The organism is Agarilytica rhodophyticola (assembly GCF_002157225.2).
In the GTDB taxonomy this organism is placed as follows: Bacteria; Pseudomonadota; Gammaproteobacteria; order Pseudomonadales; family Cellvibrionaceae; genus Agarilytica; species Agarilytica rhodophyticola.
Genome location: NZ_CP020038.1, coordinates 6,187,749 through 6,205,854, shown reverse-complemented (window position 1 = coordinate 6,205,854; position 18,106 = coordinate 6,187,749). Strand labels below are relative to the sequence as shown.

At 41.8% G+C, this 18,106-nt stretch carries 17 protein-coding genes and 1 tRNA gene; 12 read left to right on the top strand and 6 right to left on the bottom strand.

All coding sequences use genetic code 11. The annotated features are described in order from the left end of the window. Nucleotides 1-264: 264 nt before the first annotated feature. A complete protein-coding gene (locus BVC89_RS29975) occupies nt 265-768 on the top strand; it encodes a hypothetical protein (protein WP_158658124.1) in 504 nt (167 codons plus the stop codon). Between the two features lie 245 nt (nt 769-1,013). Next, the gene (locus BVC89_RS25660; RefSeq protein ID WP_086933943.1) at nt 1,014-1,487 is read left to right on the top strand and encodes a DUF6998 domain-containing protein; all 474 of its coding nucleotides are present in this window, start codon (nt 1,014-1,016) and stop codon (nt 1,485-1,487) included. 89 nt (nt 1,488-1,576) lie between these two features. On the opposite strand, the gene BVC89_RS25655 is transcribed toward BVC89_RS25660, so the two are convergent. Then, on the bottom strand, nt 1,577-2,125 hold the full coding sequence (locus BVC89_RS25655) for a hypothetical protein (RefSeq protein ID WP_086933942.1): 549 nt from the start codon (nt 2,123-2,125) through the stop codon (nt 1,577-1,579). A 1,174-nt stretch (nt 2,126-3,299) separates the two neighbouring features. On the opposite strand from BVC89_RS25655, the gene BVC89_RS25650 reads away from it, so the two are divergent. Continuing rightward, entirely contained in the window at nt 3,300-4,208 is a 909-nt protein-coding gene (locus tag BVC89_RS25650; RefSeq protein WP_086933941.1) for a hypothetical protein, read from the top strand. A gap of 223 nt (nt 4,209-4,431) precedes the next feature. On the opposite strand, the gene BVC89_RS25645 is transcribed toward BVC89_RS25650, so the two are convergent. The 3 genes from BVC89_RS25645 to mutY all read right to left on the bottom strand — a co-directional run bounded on the left by BVC89_RS25645 (nt 4,432) and on the right by mutY (nt 5,981). Next, nucleotides 4,432-4,507 (bottom strand) — tRNA-Phe (locus tag BVC89_RS25645). Nucleotides 4,508-4,608: 101 nt separating this feature from the next. Continuing rightward, nucleotides 4,609-4,884: an oxidative damage protection protein gene (locus BVC89_RS25640; protein WP_086933940.1), complete on the bottom strand. Its 276-nt coding sequence runs from the start codon at nt 4,882-4,884 to the stop codon at nt 4,609-4,611. Between the two features lie 29 nt (nt 4,885-4,913). Continuing rightward, nucleotides 4,914-5,981 (bottom strand): A/G-specific adenine glycosylase, encoded by a 1,068-nt coding sequence (gene mutY / locus BVC89_RS25635; protein ID WP_086933939.1) that lies wholly within the window; start codon nt 5,979-5,981, stop codon nt 4,914-4,916. Between the two features lie 233 nt (nt 5,982-6,214). On the opposite strand from mutY, the gene gcvT reads away from it, so the two are divergent. Together gcvT and gcvH are read left to right on the top strand one after the other, a co-directional pair. After that, nucleotides 6,215-7,306, top strand: a complete 1,092-nt coding sequence (gcvT, locus tag BVC89_RS25630) for a glycine cleavage system aminomethyltransferase GcvT (RefSeq protein WP_086934757.1) — start codon at nt 6,215-6,217, stop codon at nt 7,304-7,306. An 80-nt stretch (nt 7,307-7,386) separates the two neighbouring features. Further along, the gene (gcvH, locus tag BVC89_RS25625; RefSeq protein WP_086933938.1) at nt 7,387-7,776 is read left to right on the top strand and encodes a glycine cleavage system protein GcvH; all 390 of its coding nucleotides are present in this window, start codon (nt 7,387-7,389) and stop codon (nt 7,774-7,776) included. Nucleotides 7,777-7,878: 102 nt separating this feature from the next. On the opposite strand, the gene BVC89_RS25620 is transcribed toward gcvH, so the two are convergent. Together BVC89_RS25620 and BVC89_RS25615 are read right to left on the bottom strand one after the other, a co-directional pair. Continuing rightward, nucleotides 7,879-9,024: an imelysin family protein gene (locus tag BVC89_RS25620; RefSeq protein ID WP_086933937.1), complete on the bottom strand. Its 1,146-nt coding sequence runs from the start codon at nt 9,022-9,024 to the stop codon at nt 7,879-7,881. Continuing rightward, nucleotides 9,024-9,677 (bottom strand): histidinol-phosphatase, encoded by a 654-nt coding sequence (locus tag BVC89_RS25615; protein WP_086933936.1) that lies wholly within the window; start codon nt 9,675-9,677, stop codon nt 9,024-9,026. Before BVC89_RS25615 ends, BVC89_RS25620 begins: the two co-directional genes overlap by 1 nt. A 339-nt stretch (nt 9,678-10,016) precedes the next feature. Between BVC89_RS25615 and BVC89_RS25610 the strand changes: the two genes are divergently transcribed. From BVC89_RS25610 to BVC89_RS25580, 7 genes are all read left to right on the top strand, one after another. Then, complete coding sequence (locus tag BVC89_RS25610) at nt 10,017-10,538, top strand: RNA pyrophosphohydrolase (protein WP_086933935.1); 522 nt, start codon at nt 10,017-10,019, stop codon at nt 10,536-10,538. Then, the gene (gene ptsP, locus BVC89_RS25605; RefSeq protein WP_086933934.1) at nt 10,532-12,802 is read left to right on the top strand and encodes a phosphoenolpyruvate--protein phosphotransferase; all 2,271 of its coding nucleotides are present in this window, start codon (nt 10,532-10,534) and stop codon (nt 12,800-12,802) included. The genes BVC89_RS25610 and ptsP overlap by 7 nt, the downstream gene beginning before the upstream one ends. A 119-nt stretch (nt 12,803-12,921) precedes the next feature. Then, nucleotides 12,922-13,770 carry a prolipoprotein diacylglyceryl transferase gene (gene lgt, locus BVC89_RS25600; protein ID WP_086933933.1) on the top strand — a complete coding sequence of 283 codons (849 nt, stop codon included), beginning with the start codon at nt 12,922-12,924 and terminating at the stop codon, nt 13,768-13,770. 169 nt (nt 13,771-13,939) lie between these two features. Beyond that, a complete protein-coding gene (locus tag BVC89_RS25595) occupies nt 13,940-14,773 on the top strand; it encodes a thymidylate synthase (protein WP_086934756.1) in 834 nt (277 codons plus the stop codon). A gap of 7 nt (nt 14,774-14,780) precedes the next feature. Then, nucleotides 14,781-15,299 (top strand): dihydrofolate reductase, encoded by a 519-nt coding sequence (locus BVC89_RS25590; protein WP_086933932.1) that lies wholly within the window; start codon nt 14,781-14,783, stop codon nt 15,297-15,299. A gap of 645 nt (nt 15,300-15,944) precedes the next feature. After that, a complete protein-coding gene (locus BVC89_RS25585; RefSeq protein WP_086933931.1) occupies nt 15,945-16,730 on the top strand; it encodes a DUF3450 domain-containing protein in 786 nt (261 codons plus the stop codon). Then, nucleotides 16,727-18,106 (top strand): MotA/TolQ/ExbB proton channel family protein, encoded by a 1,380-nt coding sequence (locus BVC89_RS25580; RefSeq protein WP_086933930.1) that lies wholly within the window; start codon nt 16,727-16,729, stop codon nt 18,104-18,106. The genes BVC89_RS25585 and BVC89_RS25580 overlap by 4 nt, the downstream gene beginning before the upstream one ends.

Genomic DNA, 18,106 nt, shown 5'->3' with positions numbered 1-18,106 from the left:
TTAAACATGCAAAAAAAATATTAAGAATGACGTCATAAAATATTATAATGCATAAGGCGACTTCCTTGTATTTTTTGTAAAAGTTTTCATACAATATCCTGCCTTCCAATATTAAAGCTCGTTGTATTTAGACGACAGTATTTTAAAACAGACGGAACAATAATAGCGAATTCTTCACTTACATGGAAAGTTAGTATAAAACCACTAACCAACATACTTGTCATTACATACAATAATCAACTATCAATATAGAAAGGTAAAAATATGAGTGGAGTTGGCAGATCGAGAAAAATACCTCCAGGATGGTTAAGCGGGAGTGGTAGCAGTAAACGTTCTTCAAAAAAAAGTATGAGTACAGCGCCAACGGGCCCATTATTTTTCGGCGGAGGAGGGCTTGGAAATTTAATTGCTCCTAAAGGAATTTCCTCTAGGTTATTTAAGCCAAAACGGCCAAAAAGAACAGAAGAACAAGAACGTGCTAGAGTACACGAACGTTTTAAACAGTTAGATGAGCTTGCCGGGCACAAAGGAGGGCGTCCACCAATTCCTGTGTCGAAGCGTATGGGTGACCCAAGATATGATTTGTCCTCGGCAAGCGAAAGTTCCCATTCCAGCTCTAGACGCAGTAGTAAGAAACGGACACTAAGCACCGCTGCCAGCCATCCACACACTAGCTCTTCAAAAAGTAGGGGAAAGTATAGTCATGGTCGGCGGACGCAAAGCACTGCCCCCAGTCGTCCCAATACTCCGACGCCAAGGTGGATATAATTTTAGGGTGTGCTGAACATAAACATAACGACACTTTTATATGCTAGAAGTTAAATATTCCTTAAGAGTAATTTATAACTTTACTTCATTAGCCAATGTTTAAGTAGGTTTATTTGAGATTGGATTTAATAAATAGTAGTCTAAGTCAGATTTGATCCGGGCTACTAAATATAAACGTATCTGAATTTCCCACTATTATAGCTATCTCTAACCACATAACAGAGCGTTAGCTGCCGAAGGAGGAAGTGCAACTAAAAGAAATGGGAACTAAGGAGCTTTTGCAACTGCAAGCTTCAATAACTAAAGAGCTTAAAACTCGAGGAGTAGTAAGAACCCATAATAATCCTTTGGGTGACTATACCGAATGGCTTGTAGCAAATGCGTTGGACTTAAAACTTGAGGCTAATTCTAAGGTCGGGTTTGACGGCATCAGCAAAACTGGCATTCGCGTTCAAATCAAAGGGCGTAGGGTTACTTCTACAAATAACTCTCGCCAACTCAGTGCTATCCGAAAATATAATGACAAAGACTTTGATGAGCTGGTGGCAGTGATATACAACGAAGAGTTCGACATAATAGAGGCATTGCAAATGCCTCACTCAGTTATTGGTGAATATGCCAAATATAGAGAGCACCTAAATGCTCATATTTTAATTCTTAAAGGGCCTATTTTGTCAGACCCTAGGGTTAAGTGTATTAAACATCTAATTTGTAGTTAATAAGAATCTTGGGTCTCTATTCAAAAGTGGGCGTATTCGCTAAAAATTTAAAAACTACCTACTATGAAGATCGCAATGCTGAGGAAGAGTTAATTGAATCCCAATGGAGATGATTGTTTAATACTCCTCACATTATTATATTGAAAATTCCCTGTATGAGATCCAGGGCCATATTGCTCATTTATAAAGTGCTCAACGGCTTCTCGATTATTCATCCCAGGGTTACTTACCTGATAAAATCCAAAATTTGGTTCAAAATAGGCTACATCATCATTACTTCCGGTGATAATAATAAATTCATGGTTGGGATCGCCAATAACATTTGTGATAAGGCCAAACCACAAGCCACCTCGATAAATTCGGTTATTTTCTAAAGCTCCTACAACTACAGGGTATACAGGAATCTGCGGTGCTTTTCTGGTTAGTTGAGCTTTCGCATAATTAATCATTTTAGTTGCTGATGAAAAATTTTGTGCAGAAGAAATAGCATTGTCAAAAGAATCAGGTTTATTCCAAATCTCATCAGCACTTTCAACGAAGTTACACATGTAATAGCATAATCCAATTCTTGCTTCAGGACCTTTTCCATTACCTAACCAAGTATTCTGGCTAATACTTTTTAGTTTTGTTAACGGCATAGTTTCTTTCCTTTTTTAATTTTCATTTAATTATTGTTATAGGCTTTATCTATTGTCTATAACATGGTGTTAAAAAGTGATGGTTTTTCATTCCACTAGTGTTGTTTAAGAGTCTGTGCTTTCCTATTAAAACAAAAAGTTTCATAGGTTTGAGGCAAGCTTAACGAAGTTGGTTGCCCAATACACAGGCGTATCTACGAGCAGTTCGAAGTAATTAGCCATTTAACAAAGTCATCTGACCGGCTCCGCAACGCCACATTTTTTTCTAAAAACACAGCAAGAACGAGCCACATTGCTATGCGGCTAATTGTGGTTTTATGCCTTAAATATTTTTGATTGTTGATAAGGTTTAAGTTTATGCTGAAGCGCAGTTAGTATAACTAAAAATTAATCCTTTTCTATAGGGCTGCCGGTACTTGCGCCAAGAAAAAATTTTTCAAGAACTGGACAGTGATGTTCCCTCAGGTTGGAAACTCTAATTCATGAGGCTCCAGCTATGATTAAATTGCTATTTGAAATGCTATTCATTAATAGAACGATCGCAAAAGCTAAAACGTCTATTTTTCATTTCTTGATTAGAGTATATTAGTCATATGATATGAGGTTTTTGAAGATGATTTGGAGTTTGATGTGCTTTTAGATACTCCGAGGGATAATAAATTAATTCAAGAAGCAAGGCTGTAAACAAGTATAAATAATTACAGATTATTGTATTCCTTTTGTAAAAAAATTTAAACCTGTAAAGTCCTAATTTTAATTAATCATTTAGGCTTTGGAATGAAAAAATATTGAGTTTTTATTAATCTACTGCATGCTCTCTTCTTTGATGTAGATAAGTTTTCTACTAGTAGTGATAACACGGATTTACGAAGTTTTTGCAGAGATCTTGCTTTAAATAACCCGCCTAATTTTTTCACACAGTTAATTGGTTTTTTGTGTTTTAATAGTTTAATATAAACTTAATTTTTGCAACTAAGTTTATAGATTGTTTCATCTTTTTTTCAGCGAAAGGTGTTCATTTAAAATAAATTATTCTATTATCTAATTCGAGTTTTGATAAAATATAAGGAAGGTATTTTCATAGGGTTAATTCACTTACACTGACTACAATGCATTGCTTTTTAAGCAGAGCTTTAAATATATACTGTATGCAAATAAGCATGACAAGGAAAGTATGAAAAAAATATTGATTCCTAGCTTTTTACTTATCGGCCTAATTGGTGCGATATCATTTCAAATAAGCAATAAGAGGACTACTAACAGTGCTCTATTTCACTCTGAAAGTGAACCTATTAGTGAAATAGCTACTGATAATAGATCTAACGATGATTATCGTAATACTCTGACTTTATCGGAAATGGCTGTTCCTAGTGAATTTAAAACACTGGTTGAAGATAAGGCAAGCGAAAATAAATTTACCCGGCTTACACTTGCAGAGCGATATGAGTTAGCTGAATGGAAGGCATCTCGTGGAAGCTCGCTCGAGCAAGCTGAAATATACCGTAGTTATGATCAAGAAGCCTTACTTGCGTTAGCGGACCAAGGAGATATCTACGCTTTGCAGGAGGTGTCTGGTGAACTCATGGTTAATTCGCAAACATCAAAAGCTCTAGAAGCTTTGAGAAATGCGGCGGCGCTCGGCTCGGTAGAAGCACTATATATGCTTGGGGCGATTTATAGCTCAACTCTGGATAATCTCAAAAAAGGCCACGAAACGGAGGAGCGCATAAGGAAAGACTTTGGTATAAAACAGTCTAAAAACTTTACATTAGAAAAAAGCTTAGAAATTATCGCCGCCGCACATTATATGGCATCGGCATTGCGAGGTGATATCTTTAGTGCTGCCACAGATATTGATGTCTTTCAAAAACATCAATTAAAACGAACAATCAGTAAAGAAGATTGGCCCGTTATTATCAAAAATGCCAATGCTGTTTATGCAAGCATTGATGAACGACGTGAACAATTAAATGCAGATGAGTTTGATAATTCATATCCTGAACCTTATGCTCGACTACATGAGTTACCTAAAGAAAACAACATGGCAGAAAAATTTTGTGAGCTGCTTGACGGAGTATGTTGAACTTTTAGGATAAACGAGAGCTAGCGCTGAAAAATAAGAAAGTACCGGTTTCTTATAAATGGCAACCAGGAAAGGAACAATCGCAACAGCTTCAGGGCTGCTTGCCTCTGTGGGCATTACTGTCGCTTGTTTAAAATGATGGCGCATTTTATCGAATCAACGCGGTGGTTCTCATCTGCTAGCGGACATAAAAAAAGCCCCGCGTTCGCGGAGCTTTTATTTATGGTGCCCAGAGGCGGAATCGAACCACCGACACGAGGATTTTCAATCCTCTGCTCTACCGACTGAGCTATCTGGGCTTGCGTTTATGGGGTGTCCCTTAAACGAGAGGCGCGTATTAAACCTGCTAATGGGGCTGTAGTCAAGCAGGTTTTTTACTTCTTTTTGCCGTGGTTAAATTTTAGCTTTTTTCTTCGGGGATATAGCCGTCAGCTTGATCATATTCTGCACCGGAGAGGAATTTTTCCATTTGCTCGGATAGATATTTACGGGCTTCGGGGTCCATCATATTTAAGTGTTTTTCATTTATCAGGCGTGTCTGGTGCTGTAGCCAGTCCTGCCAGGCTTTTGCGGATATTGTTTCAAATAGCTCTGCTCCTCTAGCTCCCGGCAGAGGAGGGGCGCTGAGGGCTGGTAGTTCTTGCTTGTATTTGCGGCACATTACGGTGCGTGTCATGTAAACTCCCGTTTTCTGGGGGTGAAAAATTAAATTAAAAATTCAGACAGTTTCTGTACATTTTGGATTAGGCGTTTTACTGGGGCTGCAAGGCCTAAGTTTAGCGACTCTTCTAGTGTAACCCATTGCTTGCCATCTTCTTTTACAGATAATGCGCTATTTAATGTAACAAGCAAAGGTGTAATTTTTAGTTTGTAGTGGCTAAATACATGAATAATTTCTGACCAGGATTCATGTTCTCCAACTTTCCCTAGTTGTTGACAATAGGTTAGTGCATTTTCTGTACTGTCAAATTCCATAAAGCTCCAAAGGCCTCCCCATATCCCCTGTGTTGGGCGTTGTTCAAGTAATATTCTGTCCTTTTGGTCGCGTACTATGAGCATAGTGGTGGATTTTTCTGGTGTAGCTTTTCGCGGTTTTTTCTCTGGGTACTTTGTTACGTCCTCATCCCCTAAATAAGCTTCGCAGTTGTCTTGCATGGGGCAAGCTGGGCAGTTGGGGGAGCTGCGGGTGCAGAGTGTGGCCCCTAAATCCATGATAGCTTGTGTGTAATCTGCACAGCGCTCTTGCGGCATATGAGAGTCTGCATATTGCCATAGCATTTTTTCAACCTTAGGTTTTCCTGGCCAGCCTTCAACTGCATGGAAACGAGTAAGTACCCGCTTGACGTTGCCATCTAAAATAGCCGTTGCCTGACCAAATGCTATGCTGGATATTGCACAGGCTGTGGACTTGCCTATACCCGGCAGCTCAACGAGCTGCTCTACATCACTGGGAAACTTACCCTTGTATTCACTTACCACTAGCTGGGCGCATTTATGTAGGTTACGTGCCCGTGCGTAATAACCTAAGCCTGTCCATAAATGCAGTACATCATCCAAAGGCGCCTTTGCTAGAGCTTTTACTGAGGGAAATTTTTTAAGGAAGCGTTCAAAGTAAGGAATGACCGTTTCTACTTGAGTTTGTTGTAGCATAACCTCTGATAGCCATACTCGATAGGGGGCGATTGGGTGCTGCCAAGGGAGGTTTTTACGTCCGTGTTCGTCAAACCATTTCAAGAGCGCGTTAGAGAAGCTAAATGAAGGGTTTTTTCCCATACTGTGTTTACCTTGTTAACAAACTCAAAATTATGTACAGCGATACTTGGCGCGCCGCAAGACTAAGTGATGATAGGGCTGTTGTAAAATACTTTGGTTGCGATATCTGACAAAGGGTAGGTTGTCTTTTGTTGGTGAAAATACAAACATACGATCTAAAGCTGTCTTGATCATTCATCTGGAGCCGTATTTATCCTACAATGCGCGACAATAATGTAGAGGACTTAAAGCTAATGTTAAAAGAAACATCCTTGGTCGATTATCATAAAAAGCAAGGTGCGAAGTTAGTTGATTTTAGTGGCTGGAATATGCCCCTAAACTATGGTTCGCAAATCGAAGAGCACAATGCTGTACGCACTGATGCTGGTATGTTTGATGTATCACATATGACAGTAGTGGATATTAAAGGTGGTGATGCAAAAGTATTTTTGCAAAAATTATTGGCTAACGATGTAGACAAGCTAAAAATTGTCGGCAAGGCGCTTTATACCGGTATGTTAAATGAGCAGGGCGGTGTTATTGACGACCTAATCGTTTACCTTATGGAAGATGGCTATCGTATGGTAGTTAACTGTGCAACGAGAGAAAAAGATTTGGCGTGGATGCAGCAGCAAGCACAAGCTTTTTCTGTTCAAGTTGAGGAGCGTCCAGAGATGGCCATTATTGCTATTCAAGGGCCCAACGCTCGTCGTAAAGTGGATGCAATTTTAAATATAGATGCCCTTGCCGAATTAAAGCCCTTTCAAGGTAAGGAACTCAGTGCTTTTGGTAGGAATGAGTGGCTGGTGGCGCGCACGGGCTATACCGGAGAAGATGGTTATGAAATCATTTTACCGCAAACACATGCACCAGATTTTTGGCAGAGTCTTGCTGATGCTGGCGTTAAACCTTGCGGTTTAGGTGCAAGAGATACTCTTCGCCTAGAAGCCGGTATGAATCTCTATGGTCACGAAATGGATGATGGTATTTCACCTCTAGTGGCGAATATGGCATGGACAATTGCTTGGGAACCAGAAGGCCGAGCTTTTGTCGGAAGGGAAGTGCTGGAACAACAACGTCAGCAGGGTGTTAGTGAAAAGTTGGTAGGCCTGGTTTTAAAAGATAAAGGCGTGTTGCGTGAAGGCTATGAAGTAATTGTGGAAGGAAGTGATATTCGCGGTGTCATTACCAGCGGCTCATTTTCTCCTACGCTCGGACATTCTATTGCTATTGCACGAGTGCCCGTCGCAATTGGTGAGACATGCGAAGTGAAGGTTCGCAACAAGGTATTAAGTTGTGATGTTGTGGCACCCAATTTCGTTCGTAATGGCAAAAAAGTTTTTTAGGCTATATTTCTATATGGCAATAATTGGTGTATTTAATTTTTGGTAAAGTTTTCATTTATTAAAATATTGGGGATAGAAAGATGAGCGAGTTTAGGTCTGAACTTAAATATATGTCGAGCCACGAATGGGCTCGCGTAGAGGATGACGGTAGTGTCACTGTCGGTATTTCTGACCACGCACAAGAAGCTCTTGGCGACGTTGTTTATGTTGAGTTGCCTGAAGTGGGATCAAAGGTTGCTGCGGGAGAGGAAGCCGGTGTTGTTGAATCAGTAAAAGCCGCTTCGGATATTTTTTCACCAATTTCTGGTGATGTGATTGCTATTAACGATGCGCTAGAAGAAGCCCCTGAAACAGTAAATAGCTCTCCATATGATGATGGCTGGTTTTTTAAAGTTCAACCGAGTGATCTTGCTGAACTCGACGACGCTATGGATGCAGATGGCTATGAAGCCAATATTGAAGATGCGTAACTAAAGCTTTATCAACAAGCATTGCCAAAGGCACTTTTAACTAATATGAAGTGCTTTTGGGGTGCTAATCTCTCTAGTGCCAACTCCATACCTGTGAAGAACTTAGCTTTGAGGAATTAAATCCACTGATTGCTTTACCTTCGCAAACACTTCTTGCCAATACTCTTTTGGATTGTTACTAAACTCTGGCTTGGTACTCACTTCTATAGCATTTGTTAAATTTAGGCTTATCTGGTTTGCAATGCCATCAGGTAGAAACTTTATTGCATTCAACATCGACTCCAAACTGTAAGTAATAAAGTTTCGTTGTGCATTGAGCTTATCGGTAGTACTTACACCTCCCAAAATATGGGGAGAAATAACTGTCTCCTGGTCTTCATGCTGGTTAAGAGAGCCAATTTCCAGCAGTACTTGAGTCAGCGCACTTTCCAAGGCTGATGCGGCAATCGTATGTTTATCCGAGGCGGATAAATCATTCCATCTTTTGTAGGTTGTTTCTTGAGCAGGGCTTTGCCAGAGCGACAATAGGAGCTTTGCATCATCAATTAATATTTCTGCTTGTAATGATAAAAGCTGTCTGCGTCGGTTGTTTGGGATTTCTTGTAACTGTTCGAAACCTCTTTCTTTATGCTCTTTATCGAGGGTGTCTACTTGCAGAAAATCTTCATAGTTACGTTCTCTGCCAGAATCAAACAGCATAAATTCCAGAGCATACAAACCAAGTACCACTTCGCTTAAGTCTGTCAAACCATGCTGATTTGATAGGCTCTGTTTACTTAGAGGAAAGCTGATATCGTGCACTAACCCAGAGTAAGGGTAGTCACCAAAAGTATCTAAAAAGCCGGGTTGGATAGGGAAGCTGGCCAACTGATAATCAAGTTGATTGAGCTGCGGCAGTTTATCCGGTGCCACTAAACCTATATGGCGAAAATAAAAAAAATGTCGATAAGAGAGCACGGCCTTTAGCCATATTTGCTGGGCCGCGATTAATTTGTCTTGATTGGGAGCTGCGATAAATTTTTCAATTGCTGACTTTAGCGCAATAAAATTTCTTACAGATTCATCCAATGCGTCGGCGCCAGCTTTAAACATAGCATTGGATATTTGTTGGGTTTGGGCATTGTGGTGAGTGGCAGTCTCTGCTCGCTCTTGCGGTGCCTCTATTGACGGCGAAGATTCCTGTTCACATGCGATAGAACCAAGCGAGCATAAGAGAATGATGCTGTAGCGATATAGTTTTGTATCCATTATCTTAAACTTATGACTGGCCAGTTATTGTTTTCAGCGTGCTCTTTCAAGGTTTCATCAGGGTCTACTGCGTACGGGTAGGATACTTGTTCCAGCAGAGGCAGGTCGTTAAACGAGTCACTGTAAAAGAAACTTTCTTCCATATCCTCTGGTCTGTCTTGTAGCCACTGTCGTAGACGCACAACCTTTCCTTCTTGAAAGCAAGGTGTTCCGGCGAGTCGACCAGTAAATTTCCCATCGACAACTTCCGGGTCAGTAGCAAGTAAGTTCTCTATCCCCAGGCGCCTGGCGATGGGAGCTGTAATAAAATGATTAGTAGCGGTAATAATGAGTAAGGTATGGCCTTGATTTCTATGTTTTTCGATTAGGGCTTGAGCTTTGGGGAGAATCAATGGAGTAATTTTACTCGCCATAAACTCTTCATGCAGTTTCTCTCGTTCAGCTATACTCATGGTTCTAAGTGGAGACAAGGTGAATGAGACATACGCACTAATATCTAGGGTGCCGGCTTTATAATCTTGATAGAACTGATCGTTGGCTGTTTTGTGAGATTCGCCATCAACAAGGCCTTTCTCAATCATAAATTCTCCCCAGCTGTGATCACTATCGCCACCGAGTAGGGTATTATCGAGGTCAAAAATCGCTAAACTCAATATAAATCCTTAGCCTAAAAATTAGGGCTGCTTTTTGAAAAAAAGACGAATTAGTTGTTAGCCAGAGATGTGCATCCTGTCCTCATACTGGCAACTGCAAATAAAAATATCATTTTATTTGCTTGCAAAATCAACGGCTTATTGCGGTCGATTTTGAGCATCACATTCTTGTGATGCATCTAGTGCCTCTTTAAAGCTATGTTATAGATAGGCGCTAATTGACTGATTTGCATGCAAAAAAACTATTTAAGGCGTGCAAATCTGCGTGGTTTGATGGATATTACTAAACTGTGAAACAATAGATGCCTTATTATAACAAATATAGAGAGAGGTGCTCGCTTGATAGACCCTGATGGATTTCGTCCGAATGTCGGTATTATCCTGGCGAACAATCATGGACGCATACTATGGGCACGAAGGGTTGGTGGTCAGGATGCTTGGCAATTTCCCCAAGGTGGGATCAAGCAAGGAGAAGACCCCGAAGTAGCACTTTTCCGCGAATTAGAAGAAGAGATTGGCTTACAAGAGAAAGATGTTCAAATTATGGCCGTCACTAAAGGGTGGTTGCGTTATCGATTACCGAAAAAGCTTGTTCGCTCTCATAAGTCGCCAGTTTGCATTGGCCAGAAACAAAAATGGTATTTGCTCAAGCTGTTATCTAGTGAAGCTTCTATTCGTATAGACAGCGGTGGCTCCCCAGAATTTGATCAATGGGCATGGGCCAATTACTGGTATCCTCTTTCAAAAGTGGTTTCTTTTAAACGAGAGGTTTATCGCAAAGCCTTAAAGGAGCTGCTACCTATATATAACCGCGATATTGTCGCATGTGGCCCGGATTCACATGGGGACTCTGCATGCTAAATTCTCTCCGTCAGATTGTTCAAGAAGTTAATGCTGCTTCAGAGCTTGACGAAGTTTTAGTTATCATTGTTCAGCGTGTTAAAGCTGCGATGAACGCAGATGTATGTTCGATCTACCTGCGCGACGAGAATGATCAGTACCTCTTAAAGAAAACAGAGGGCTTAAACAGCGATTCGATAGGCAAAGTAGGGCTTTCCAAGGGGCAGGGCTTGGTGGGACATGTCGCTTCCCGCGAAGAGCCAATAAATATCGATAATGCTGTTAATCACCCCAAATATCAGTATTTTCCAGAAACAGGTGAGGAAAAGTTTAATTCCTTCCTTGGTGCACCGATAATTCATCATCGTCAGGTTCTGGGAGTGCTTGTTGTGCAGCAGCAGGATAATCGCCGCTTTGATGAAGGCGATGAAGCATTCTTGGTGACTATGTCGGCGCAGTTGGCCGGTGTCATTGCCCATGCTGAAGCCACAGGTGTTTTACATTCAGCTAAATCATCAAAAAGTGAAACACGCTTTACTGGTATCGCTGGTTCATCGGGAGTGGTGATTGGTCGCTGCGTGGTGTCATCACCTTTATCAGATCTGAAATCAGTTCCCTATCAAGGTTATAGCGACCTTGATAAAGAAATCGCATTCTTTCACCGTTGTTTGGCTGCGGTGAGAGAAGACGTTAACAACCTGGGTAAAGAGTTAGAAAATCGCATCAACAAAGAAGAGCGAATCTTGTTCGATGCATACTTGGCTATGTTGGATGACGAGTCTCTTGGCCGAGAGGTGATAGAAAAAATTCGAGAGGGTTGCTCAGCTCAATATGCTTGGAGTCAAGTAATACTGGAGCACGTAGCGACTTTCAATAGCATGAGCGATCCTTATTTGCGAGAACGTGCTTCTGATGTTAGGGATCTAGGCAGTCGGGTACTGGCGTATTTGCAGCAATTATCAACGCAAAAGCGGGTATACCCAGAGGCAAGTATTCTTGTCGGTGAAGATTTAACGGCTTCGGTATTAGCGGAAATACCTCAGGAGAAACTGGTCGGCCTTGTTTCTTTGCGTGGTTCTAGCAATTCACATATTGCTATTTTAGCGCGCTCCATGGGAATTCCGACAATTATGGGTGCGGTGGATTTTCCTTTCACCAAGCTCGAAGGGCACGAGCTTATTATCGACGGTTACCGAGGTACCATTTACGTCGATCCCAGTGATGCCTTGCGTGAGCAGTACCAAGCCATTGTCGATGAAGATAAGGATCTGGTTGCAGGCCTTGAAACATTAAAAGATTTACCTTGCGAAACCACTGATCATCACCGTGTTGCTCTTTTTGTTAATACTGGCCTTAAAGCCGATGCCATGATTTCAATTGAGCGCGGGGCTGAGGGAGTCGGTTTGTATCGTACCGAAGTCCCTTTTATGTTACGCGACCGTTTTCCCAGTGAGGAAGAACAACGTATTGCCTATCGCGATCAGCTGGAAGCATTTGCACCACATACTGTCACCATGAGAACGCTTGATATTGGTGGTGATAAGGCTTTGCCTTACTTTCCTATTTCTGAGGATAATCCTTTTCTGGGATGGCGCGGTATACGTGTCACCCTTGATCATCCAGAGATTTTCCTGACACAGGTAAGAGCTATGCTCAAAGCCAGTGAGGGCTTAGATAATTTGCGTATTATGCTGCCAATGGTGTCGAATGTTGCTGAGTTAGAAATTGCACAGATGCTGATTTATCGAGCCTATGACGAGTTGCTGGATGAAAATTATGAAGTCCAGATGCCGCCTATTGGCGTGATGGTTGAAGTCCCTGCGGCGGTTTACCAGGCAAGAGAGTTTGCCGCTCGAGTAGATTTTTTATCTGTGGGTAGTAATGACCTGACACAATATTTACTCGCTGTTGATCGCAACAATGCCAGAGTTGCAGATTTATATCATTCTCTTCACCCGGCGGTGCTTCGAGCATTGAAGTTTGTGGTAGAAGAGTCTCACCTTGAAGGTATTCCCGTTAGTATTTGCGGCGAGCTGGCTGGCGAGCCTTCGGCTGCAATATTGCTCGTGGCAATGGGCTTTGATGTCTTATCTATGAGTGCATCGAACCTGCTGAAAGTAAAATCTGTTGTTAGGGCTATGAGCTTGGAGCAAGCAGAAGCCTTATTGGGTGAAGTGATGAACCTACCGGATGCCGATTCTATCAACCGTTGCCTTGAAAGCAGCTTAAAGCAGTTTGGCCTAACTCGTTTGCTGCGCCCAAATGTGGAAGAAGAACTGTCTTAGCTGGCAGATAAAATCATGTGATATCAACAGAAAAATGCTTCTGGTATGATGCGCCTGTTATTTTATCTGCTCGTGACTAAAGTGCTGGTTGAGCATTGTCCTCTTATTTGGAATATTTTATGTTGAAATACCCAGAAATTGATCCCGTGGCATTGAGTTTGGGGTCTTTTGAGTTGTTTGGCAAAGTATTTGGCCCTATCAATATCCATTGGTATGGTCTTATGTATTTATTCGGCTTTGCCGCTGCGTGGTTACTGGGAACTATGCGCACTAAAAAGCCTTATTCTCCCGTCACCAAAGCTCAAGTGGAGGATTTGATATTTTTCGGTGCAATGGGTGTTGTAATAGGAGCTAGGATTGGCTACATCTTCTTTTATAACTTTTCAGCTTTCCTAGACAACCCCGGCATACTATTTCGTGTTTGGGAAGGGGGGATGTCTTTCCATGGCGGTCTAATAGGTGTCATTATTGCCATGATAATGTTTTCAAGAAAGATAAAGCGTCCGTTTATTGATGTTATGGATTTTACCGCGCCTCTCGTACCTATTGGTTTGGGGCTTGGGCGCTTAGGTAACTTTATCGGGGGTGAGCTCTGGGGTCGTGAAACAGATGTATCTTGGGGGATGGTATTTCCCAAAGATGTGGATCAGCTTGTGCGCCATCCATCGCAGCTTTATCAAGCCTTTTTCGAAGGCTTAGTGCTATTCATTATTTTATTTTGGTTTTCCCGCAAACCGCGCCCGCGTTACGCTGTAGCTTCTTTATTTTTGATTTGTTATGGCTGTTTCCGTTTTGGTGTTGAATTTGTTCGTCAACCAGATGCTCACATTGGCTACCAATTTGGCTGGATGACAAGAGGCCAGATACTTAGCCTTCCAATGATTATTATTGGGCTCATTATATTTTTTGCCGCGTATCGTTTTGCTAGTGGCAACGCCAAGACTGAGACCGTTGAGGCGACTAAATAAATCTATATGTAAGCCAAGGATGGCTTGCTCATGAGCTTTAGCCCATGCGAGAAGCGAAAACCCCAACAAATCGACGTATTTGCGCCAGGGTTTTTGTTTCGACCCCATGAAAAATTTCAGGATGAATTTTTCATGGGTATTATAGATAGAAAACTAAAGTAGGTTGGAAGTGAAACAATATTTAGATTTAATGCGCCATATCCGTGATAACGGAACGAAGAAGCAAGATCGCACTGGAACAGGGACGGTGAGTATTTTTGGTCACCAAATGCGCTTTGACTTAGAGCAGGGCTTTCCATTGGTAACCACCAAAAAGTGTCACCTAAAGTCCATTATTCATGAGTTGCTATGGTTCTTAAATGGTGAGACTAACATTGAATACCTGTCCCAAAATGGCGTTAAGATATGGGACGCCTGGGCAACTTCTAATGGCGATTTAGGGCCTATTTACGGAGCTCAATGGCGCAGCTGGCCCGTACCAAACGGGCAAAGTATTGATCAAGTTACCGAGCTTGTTCGCCAAATCAAGAGTAAGCCCGATTCACGCAGGCTAATAATTTCAGCTTGGAACCCCAGCTTGCTACCTGATGAGGGTATCTCACCACAAGATAATGTTGAAAACGGTAAAATGGCTTTACCGCCTTGTCATACCCTTTTCCAGTTTTATGTTAGCGATGGTCGTTTGTCGTGCCAGCTCTATCAACGCAGTGCTGACGTATTTTTAGGCGTACCATTTAATATCGCCTCATACGCCCTACTGACTATGATGATGGCACAAGTGTGCGATTTAAAGCCTGGTGACTTTGTCCATACCTTTGGTGATGCGCACTTATATTTAAACCATATGGAGCAAGTTGATACTCAGTTAAGCCGGGAGCCTCGAGATCTTCCAAAGATGGAAATAAACCCTGATGTAAAGAATATATTCGAGTTCAAATATAGCGACTTTACACTTACAGGCTATGATGCACACCCTCACATAGCAGCACCTATTTCGGTTTAATTTGAATATGTCTACTCCAGTTAAGCTTTCCATTGTGGTAGCAATGGCGCAAAATCGTACAATCGGTAAGGAAAACGGCCTTCCGTGGCGTCTGTCGGAAGATCTTAAATACTTTAAGAAAATTACTATGGGGCACCCCATTATTATGGGGCGCAAGACCTTTGAGTCCATTGGGCGGCCTCTTCCAGGAAGAACCAATATTGTTGTTACAAGGCAAGATAATTGGTCTTACGATGGTGTCAAAGTTGTACATGATATAGATGCTGCTATATCTATAGCCAATCAAATCGCTTTGTTAGATAACAAAGAGGAAATCATGTTGATAGGCGGCGCGGAACTCTACAAGCAGTCGATCAATATCTGTACAAGGTTGTACCTCACAGAAGTGCATGCTGAAGTGGAAGGTGACGCGTTTTTTCCACTATTTGACCCTGAGCATTGGCAAGAAATTTCTCGTGATAAGTATGAAGCACAAGGGGGTAATCCTTACGACTATTCCTTCGTAGTTTTTGACCGAAAAAAATAGAAAAAAATATTCGATTTTTTTCATTTGATTTTGCTTTTTCGTGCAATAACGAGTTGTAGCTTTGTCGCCTTAATGATCTTTTTGTATTGGGCGTTTAATTTTCTAGCGCAATACTGTTCCTCAGGTCAATTTCTTTTTAATTCAATCTCTATTCTCTAATTGAACCTTATAGTGGGCTTGATCACTGAAAATTCTATGCTAGAGAGAAAGTGAACACTTGCTAGACAAAATCTATATAACCTTGGCGTGAAAATAGGGTATTCTGGTAACGCAGGCAATTTAATCTGCGTTCAGAGGTAGTTTGCCCGTTTGAAATTTTGCAAAAATACCCTCTTCACAAAAGAAACTTCGGGGGATTATGTCGTCCAAAGCAAAACTTGGTTGAGAGTAAAATATGAGCGGGTGTTACTTTTCTGTTACTTTTTTGATGAGTTAATGATCATTAGTGTTACTTATAGTGATGTTTGTTGTGCGTGCCAACGCGTCAAACTATAAGTAATTGAATGTTCGTTAAGGGTGTTATTACAATGCTGCTTTTTACGAATACAAAAAAGTTTAGATTATTACATGATAACCATCCGAATAAGTTGCATGGATTTGTTCGGTCGCAAAATTTCCAATGTCAGCACCCGAGTTGGGGGAACTATGAAGAAGCAGCGTATGACAGCTGTGGTTTTGTCCACGGCAATTTCTGCTGGGGCGTTTTTTGCTAACGCCGCTTATGCAGACAAAGATATAGATGCGATCTTGAAGGTCAGTCAAACTAAGACTGCCGCAGGACAAGCATCACAAAAGCGAATCGACAAACTCCAGGAAGAAACATCCAGTCTTTTACAAAAATTCAAAAGGGTAAACAAGGAAATCGAAGGGTTGCGTGTTTATAACGCTCGCCTTGAGAAGCAATTGGAAAACCAGCTGAACTTGATCAAAGATCTTGATGAATCCATCGCTAACGTCACCGTTATTGAGCGTCAGATTCAACCTCTTATCCTTCGTATGATGGATGGTCTTGAGCAATTTGTTGCACTCGACGTTCCACTGTACCCAGAAGAGCGTAAGAAGCGCATGAAGCTTTTGCGTGAGAATCAGGATCGTGCAGATATCTCAGTAGCTGAGAAGTTCCGTCAGATCCTAGAGGCGTACAATATTGAAGCTGAGTACGGTCGTACTATCCACAATTACACAGACTCTTTCGAAGTCGGTGGACAAGAACGCGAAGTTAATATTTTCGCACTTGGACGTATTGCTGTTATCTATCAAACAAAGGATGGCAAATACGCTGGTGCTTGGGATCAAAAACAACGCGCTTGGGTAGCGCTTGATGCTGGCGAGTATCGCTCTGCAATTCTGAAAGGTATTAAAATCGCTAAGAAGCAAGCGTCAATTGACGTGATGTCTTTACCAATCTTAGCTCCGGAGGCTGCGCAATGAAAATGAGTATTAAAAAACAACTTCTAGGGCTAGCTGCTGCAAGTGCTATTGGCTTCTCTGGTATTGTTTCTGCGCAAGATGAGAAAGCTGCCAGCCTTGATCAACTGTTACAGTTGATGAAAGACAGCAAGATCTCTGAGAGCCGCGAGCACAGAAAACGCGAAGCTGAGTTCCGTCGTAACAAAGCCAACCAAGCTAACTTGTTAAAGCAAGCTGAAGCTACAAAAGCTGCGGAAGAAAGACGCTCTGAGCGCCTTGAGACGAAATTCAAAGAGCAAGATTTGCTCGTACAACAAAAGCGCGCACAGTACGAAGAGCGTTTAGGTTCCTTGAAAGAGTTGTTTGGTCACCTGACGTCTACTGCCGGCGACCTTCGTGCTAACCTTGATGCATCTATCGTAAGTGCTCAAATCGCCAACCGTGGTGAGTTCTTAGATGGTCTAATCGAAAAAATGAACAGCGAAACTAAGCTGCCTACTATCGAAGAGATCGAGCGTCTATGGTATGAATTGCAACGTGAGACTGTTGAGTCAGGTCGTGTTGTTAAATTTAATGCAGATGTTTCTGACCCAACAGGTCAAATGACTCAACGTGAAGTTGTTCGTGTTGGTAACTACAACTTAATTTCAGATGGTAAGTATCTTGCCTATGAGCCAAGTACTGGTTCTATTAGTGAGTTGGCTCGCCAACCAGATAGCCATTTAGCTGGTGCTAAGGCACTGCAATCAGCAACTTCTGGTTTTGTTAAAGTCGGTGCTGATCCAACTGGTCCTCAAGGTGGTACTCTTTTACGCGCTCTTATCGCTAGTCCCTCATATGAAGAACGCTGGCATCAAGGTCGTGAAGTTGGTTATGTTATCACTGCAGTGTTTGCTGTCGCGATATTGGTGTCTATCTGGCGCTTCATGGTCTTGTCTGTAATGGCTGGCAAGGTTCGTTCTCAGTTGAAGTCTAAAACTGCCAATACTAACAACCCTCTTGGTCGTGTATTGAAAGTTGCTGAAGATAATCCAGGAATCGACGGTGAGTCACTTGAGCTTAAGCTTGAAGAGGCGGTTCTTAAAGAACGTCCACCCATTGAATCCTATCTTGGCTTGATTAAGATTATTTCTATGGTTGCACCGTTACTTGGTCTACTAGGTACGGTAACCGGTATGATCCAAACCTTCCAGGCTATTACCATCTATGGTGCCGGTGACCCAACAGCGATGGCTGGCGGTATTTCTGGTGCATTGGTAACTACTGTACTTGGTTTGATCGTGGCAATCCCAACTGTCCTTATTCATACTTTCTTGAATGGTAAAGCGAAATCTATTATCCACGTACTTGAAGAGCAAAGTGCCGGCTTAATCGCTGAAAAAGTAGAAAGTAAATAG